This is a genomic window from Emticicia sp., assembly GCF_049241225.1.
Classification (GTDB): domain Bacteria; phylum Bacteroidota; class Bacteroidia; order Cytophagales; family Spirosomataceae; genus Emticicia.
The window spans coordinates 6,161-11,731 of sequence record NZ_JBMLRC010000215.1 but is presented as its reverse complement, the minus strand read 5'-3'; the positions used below and the strand labels follow the sequence as shown (position 1 = coordinate 11,731).

Here is a 5,571-nt window from a genome sequence, read left to right as displayed (position 1 = left end):
AACTTAGGCATTGGAATTCCTACGTTAGTAGCCAACTATATTCCAGAAGGCATCAATGTTGTGCTACAATCAGAAAATGGATTGTTGGGGATTGGGCCTTTTCCGACCGAAGATAAAGTTGACCCCGATTTGATCAATGCTGGTAAACAGACAGTTACAGTGCTTGATGGCTCGGCTATTTTCAGTTCGGCCGAGAGTTTTGCTATGATTCGTGGTGGACACGTTGACTTGACGATTTTGGGGGCAATGGAGGTTTCTGAAAACGGCGACATTGCCAACTGGAAGATTCCGGGAAAAATGGTCAAAGGTATGGGTGGGGCAATGGATTTGGTGGCTTCGGCCGAAAATATCATTGTTGCCATGCAGCATGTCAATAAAGCTGGCGAATCTAAATTATTGAAAACTTGCAGTTTGCCAATAACAGGTTTGCGTTGTGTGAAAAAGATTGTTACCGAATTGGCTGTTTTAGAAGTATTGCCCGAAGGTGGTTTTAAATTACTCGAAAGGGCCCCTGGTATTTCAGTAGAGCAGATAAAAGCTGCCACTGAAGGAAAGCTAATAATTGAAGGAGAAATACCAGAAATGGAATTCTGACATTGAAAGGTCGAAGATTGAGAAAAAAAACAACTAGAAAGCTCTTCTTCACTCATAATCAAATCTACAAAAAAACTGCCTTAAAAGTTACCATCAAATTACTATTGGTTGACCTTTAAGGCAGTTTTTTTATACTTATTACATGTTTTATCTGATCGGGAAACTAATTCCTACGTTCAGCGTGAATGCTTTATTTTTAAAATCAGTGGCATCAGATGTAGTAACATCAACAAAACCACCGTTGTAGCCAGCATCTACATTTAACCAAGTTCTATCGCTCAGTAGGTAATTAAATCCTAAACCTAAAACACCACCAAAATCACTTTTTTTATAATAGGGTGTTCCGTTTCCTTCTACCACGGCGTCACCACTTTTATGATTCGAGCTTAACAGGCTTGCTCCGTAAAGTCCAGCGTATACTTTTGGTCTAAATGTTTGCCCATTATTACCAAAATAATAAACACCTGTAACAGGTAATTGAATGTAATGTAAGCGATTGATATCTTCGTTAAATGTATATGAACTACCTAACTGAGAGTAAATAAGTTTGGCATTTACACCGAAGTGCTCATCAAAACTATGATTGATAAATCCACCTACCGCCAAACCAGCTAAAGGTTTAGTATTTGGCTCTCCGGTAAAAGTAGAAACATTAACCCCAACTAGTGGTCCGATTGATGTTGTCTGAGCTTGTGTGGCATTAAAACCTAATAATGTAATGGCTATTGCAAGTGTGAATCTTTTTAAATTTTTCATGATACTTTCTGTTTTAATTTAATGGTAATTCTAAAAATTTTAATTTAAAGTTGTGGGTAAATTTAAGCCGCATCTTTAGTTGAGGAAACCAATCTGATACCTGCGAAAAAAAACATTGCTCCTAAAACTCCTCCTAATATAATTGCCTTTATATCTGCTTTTCCGACTGAATTGTCCATGAAAGAAATGCCAGCATAAATTAATCCTGCAATTCCTAATAGCGTAAGAAGAGTTCCGAAAATTCTTTTAACATTCATAATATTTTTAGTTTGTTGATGTGTTTGATGGCGATAGAGCTTAAAATATTGTTCCACCCACATTCTACCTAATAAAACACTTAATGTGGGGATGTTTTTGCTCAATCATCGAATTAGGAAATTTTCACTTCTAGAAAAATGAGCAATAATGGGGAAAAAGCCATAAAAACTGTAATTAACGCCAGCAGGAATAAGTTTTTTAGGCTCAATATCAGATTATTAAAATTCTCAACTATTAAACATAAAAAAAATGAGCACTAATAAAATTATAGGAATAATACTTATTGTGGGCAGCTTAATTGTTGGTTACTACGGTATAAATAAAGTTTCTCAGAATGATGCCTCAGTAAAAGTATTAGGATTAAAAATTGATGCGTCGAATGAATCGGGCAAAAACCAAGGATACATTTATCTTGGTCTTGCAGCCGTAATGTTTATCGGAGGGATATTCACACTTAATAGAAAAGATGCCTAATTAATGTAGATATTTTTAATTGAAATAATTATACATACAACATTCAAACTAAAAACAAATAAAACAATGAAAACCTCAAAATTATTGATTCTTGCCCTTGGCATGACGATCGCACTCGGTGCGTGTAAGACCGCAAAAATAAGCTCGGTTCCATCTACAGCTTATCAAACAAATGTAATTGCTACCGAAGATTTACAGGATTTAAAATACCCACTCGCTGACTCGGTGATGAAATATTCAATGAAAGGTAGTGCAGATGCAATTTTAACCAATGAAATGGTAAATTTATCCAGACAAATTACCGACAACATGCTAGATAAAGTATCAGTTTCGCAATACGGACAAGGTGTAGTGGTTTCACTCAACAAAGGAAATGTTTTTGGAGTAGATGATTATACGCTAAATGAAGATACTAAGACAATACTCCGAAATCTGGCGTATAACCTTAATGAGAATAAAGAAAGCTATATTGTAGTATTTGGTAGAGCCGATGCAACCGGTAATGCTAAACATAATCAAGACTTAGCTTATAAAAGGGCGGCTTCAGTAGCCAATTATTTATTCGGTTGTGCCATTGATAAAAATAGATTATTTGTAGAAAGTTTTGGCGAGAAATACCCAGATTACGCAAATAATTCGAAACTAAATATGAATAAAAATAGAAGAGTAGATTTATTAATTATTCCTTCAAACGAAATACGTGAAAGTGCAGGAAAATAGTTTTTCGAAGTAAGGTGTCTCAAAACTTTTGGGGCACCTTCTTATTTTATCCTATCTCCTAAAAGTTTTCTTCTTCTAAAACCTGATTATTCTTCGAGAATTTAATGTAATCAACCGAGCCTAATCCTTTGAAACCAATATATGAGGCCTGGAGCAATCCTAGTTTTTCCGAAAAATTTGAATGAAATACGAGTTGTTCATCAATAAAAATGTGCACTTGCTTATCCTTAAACACAATCTTAAGCTGCACATAGTTATCCAGATTAATTCCCAACTTACTCAAATCAGATGTTTTGCCTTCTACCTTCGTATTGCCCAAAACTACATACGCAAAATGCGAACATCCTTTTTGTGTGAAGTTAATCGCGAAGTTATGATTTTCGCAAGTAAAACCTACCACAACATCATTACAATTGATTCCGCCTTCAGCAACTGGATTTTTGAAACGAGTCTCATAGATCATATCATCGCCGACAAGCTTTCTATCAAAATTTGAAACTTTTTTAACGAATGAATAATAAGTTGGAAGATCCTTAACAGCCTTGGGCAAGTATTCTTTTGAAATATGAGCTACACCATTTTTTTTCCAAAGCTCCGAAGGCAGGTAGTTTATTGCTTCATAGCCCGATACCCAGCCTACAGAAGGAACAACAACTTTTAATGAATCTAAAATTTTTCCATCAGCTACCAATTTTACCCTCCGAACAGTAGGATGCATAAAACAAATCGAAACCTTATTTTTTGATTTGTCAAGCTCAACCGTATCTTTTTCACCAGACCACAATGAATAATCAAGATAAGCTTTATCAAAGTTTAGGTGATTAAAATTATAACTAAACTTTGCTGTCATGGGTGCTTTAGTATTTTCATAAGTTACTATTTCAAGCTTCCCTTTCAGTGGTCCATTCAAATATTTTTTCCTCCAAACATAGCCGATCATAGTCAACAAACCTATAATCAAAAAAATAATGCCGATACTTCGCCAATTAGGTGTTTGTTTATTTTCGATAACCGTAAAATCAGCATTCTCTAAAAAATCTTGATAATTTTTATAACCTAAGTAGAGGGCTAAAAAATTACGGGTTGCTTGTTGAAACGAGGTTTCTTTATCACGCTCTTCAAAAATTCTGCGTAGGGTTTGGTCGCTTACCAAATAATCTTTCAGCTTATTTTCAGGAATATTTTCTCTATTTTTTTTCAATATTACCCCAACCAAAGCAGTAAGATTTATGCTCTCAAAATCATTTTTTTTAATTGGCAAATAGGAGTCACCAAAGTCTTGGATGACTTTCTCAATAAATTTTTGTCTTAAAATGCTTAAAAAATGTATATCCACAGCACAAATCAATTTTTAGTTAAAATACTCATTTTCAATTGATTACATTTTTACAAAAGTTTTGTAAAAATTACAAAACACCCAAATCGTTGAATTCCATCAAAAATAAGAATTATTTGCCTTAATAAGAATATATTAACTTATCTCTATTTAAAATTTGCTGTATAAATACTAACTAAACCTATCCCCGCCATGCAAATAAACGACACCCAGCACATTTGTCATCTTGAAGGATCAATTAACTACACGATTGTACACTTTAATAATGGTCGTAAAGAAATGATGGCCTGTACACTCAAAAAATTTGAGGCGATCTTGAGTGAATCGAAAAACAGCCACTTTATCAGAATTCACAAATCTTATTTAGTGAATAAAAATTCGATCAAAGAGATAAAACCCCGACCACTCAGCAAGGTAGTGCTGACTTCTGGCTTAGAATTGCCTCTTGCACGCCGACGAAAAATAAAATAATCTCGACTTCCCAAACAAGCTTTTGCACCTAAAAAGTAAAAAAACACTACATATCCACACAATAAATCCTCTGTCAATGATTTTGACCGAGGATTTTTTTATGCTTAATTTTCGAAACTATACAAAAAAGGTGCTTTGTGTGCCGCTCCCGAAAATTGTTTTTCGTGGCGTTTCAGAATTCCCAAACTCAATATTTTGCGTTGGAAAGTGCCACGATGTAGTTTTTCTCCCAAAATCGCCTCATATACCTTCTGTAATTCTTTCATCGTAAAAAGCGTGGGTAATAAATTCATACCAACCAATTTACGCTCCAAATTATCTCGTAAAGTTTGTAATGCTTTGGCAACAATATCTGCGTGGTCGAGCATCAAATTTGGTAGCTCATCGAGAGCATACCAATCACAAGAATCAGAAAGAGCATCGGGAGTTGGCACAACATCTTCATAATTTATCAAGGCATAATAAGCCACCGAAATAAATCTATCCAAAAGCCAAGAATGCTCATCGATAGATTGATTATTGGCTTTCATGATGGTCTCCATAATTTCTGGTTTATAGCGAGCCACACTCCCAAACGCATAAAATTGCTCCAAATAAATATTATCCAAGCCAGTTCGTTCTTTCAAGCCCCTTCTTACTGCATCATTTAGGTCTTCGTCATACTTCACAAAGCCACCTGGAAGAGCAAAAAGTCCAGTATTATGGTATTTCATTATCAAAATCTTCAGTTTTTCGCCCGAAAAACCAAACACTACCGAGTCGTATGCAATATGCTTTAAATAGCCTTTTGAATTCACTTGAGTTTATTGTTAAATTATAATTTTTTCAAAAATAAATAGGATTATTTTAAAACACTAATTAATATTGTCGCATATTGAGACAATAAGTAAAATTTTCCTCCTACAAATGAAAAAAATAATCTATCTATTCGCTCTAATTATGTTCAATAATTTAGAGCTTTC

General features: G+C 34.5%; 8 protein-coding genes. 4 read left to right on the top strand and 4 right to left on the bottom strand.

Annotated features, from left to right (window positions below; translation table 11 throughout):
• Positions 1-594: 3-oxoacid CoA-transferase subunit B (locus ACOVO2_RS12145; protein WP_421770232.1), on the top strand; the 594-nt coding region annotated here is incomplete at its 5' end.
• Between the two features lie 147 nt (positions 595-741).
• On the opposite strand, the gene ACOVO2_RS12140 is transcribed toward ACOVO2_RS12145, so the two are convergent.
• Both ACOVO2_RS12140 and ACOVO2_RS12135 read right to left on the bottom strand, forming a co-directional pair.
• Entirely contained in the window at positions 742-1,350 is a 609-nt protein-coding gene (locus tag ACOVO2_RS12140) for a porin family protein (protein WP_421770231.1), read from the bottom strand.
• Positions 1,351-1,412: 62 nt separating this feature from the next.
• On the bottom strand, positions 1,413-1,607 hold the full coding sequence (locus ACOVO2_RS12135) for a hypothetical protein (protein ID WP_421770230.1): 195 nt from the start codon (positions 1,605-1,607) through the stop codon (positions 1,413-1,415).
• A 250-nt stretch (positions 1,608-1,857) separates the two neighbouring features.
• Here ACOVO2_RS12135 and ACOVO2_RS12130 point away from each other — a divergent pair, with 250 nt between their 5' ends.
• Both ACOVO2_RS12130 and ACOVO2_RS12125 read left to right on the top strand, forming a co-directional pair.
• Complete coding sequence (locus tag ACOVO2_RS12130; protein WP_421770229.1) at positions 1,858-2,082, top strand: hypothetical protein; 225 nt, start codon at positions 1,858-1,860, stop codon at positions 2,080-2,082.
• Positions 2,083-2,148: 66 nt separating this feature from the next.
• A complete protein-coding gene (locus tag ACOVO2_RS12125) occupies positions 2,149-2,802 on the top strand; it encodes an OmpA family protein (protein ID WP_421770228.1) in 654 nt (217 codons plus the stop codon).
• Between the two features lie 58 nt (positions 2,803-2,860).
• Here the strand turns inward: ACOVO2_RS12125 and ACOVO2_RS12120 are convergent, their stop codons facing one another.
• Positions 2,861-4,003, bottom strand: coding sequence for a hypothetical protein (locus ACOVO2_RS12120; RefSeq protein WP_421770227.1), 1,143 nt, complete (start codon positions 4,001-4,003; stop codon positions 2,861-2,863).
• 327 nt (positions 4,004-4,330) lie between these two features.
• Between ACOVO2_RS12120 and ACOVO2_RS12115 the strand changes: the two genes are divergently transcribed.
• Entirely contained in the window at positions 4,331-4,609 is a 279-nt protein-coding gene (locus tag ACOVO2_RS12115; protein ID WP_421770226.1) for a LytR/AlgR family response regulator transcription factor, read from the top strand.
• Positions 4,610-4,713: 104 nt separating this feature from the next.
• Here ACOVO2_RS12115 and ACOVO2_RS12110 read toward each other — a convergent pair whose 3' ends face one another.
• Positions 4,714-5,406, bottom strand: coding sequence for an NUDIX hydrolase (locus tag ACOVO2_RS12110; protein ID WP_421770225.1), 693 nt, complete (start codon positions 5,404-5,406; stop codon positions 4,714-4,716).
• Between the last annotated feature and the right edge of the window lie 165 nt (positions 5,407-5,571).

Excerpts from the sequence above, each read along its gene's own strand:
- ACOVO2_RS12140 (WP_421770231.1), bottom strand. The coding sequence starts at position 1,350 with ATGAAAAATTTAAAAAGATTCACACTTGCAATAGCCATTACATTATTA.
- ACOVO2_RS12135 (WP_421770230.1), bottom strand. The coding sequence starts at position 1,607 with ATGAATGTTAAAAGAATTTTCGGAACTCTTCTTACGCTATTAGGAATT.
- ACOVO2_RS12130 (WP_421770229.1), top strand. The coding sequence starts at position 1,858 with ATGAGCACTAATAAAATTATAGGAATAATACTTATTGTGGGCAGCTTA.
- ACOVO2_RS12125 (WP_421770228.1), top strand. The coding sequence starts at position 2,149 with ATGAAAACCTCAAAATTATTGATTCTTGCCCTTGGCATGACGATCGCA.
- ACOVO2_RS12115 (WP_421770226.1), top strand. The coding sequence starts at position 4,331 with ATGCAAATAAACGACACCCAGCACATTTGTCATCTTGAAGGATCAATT.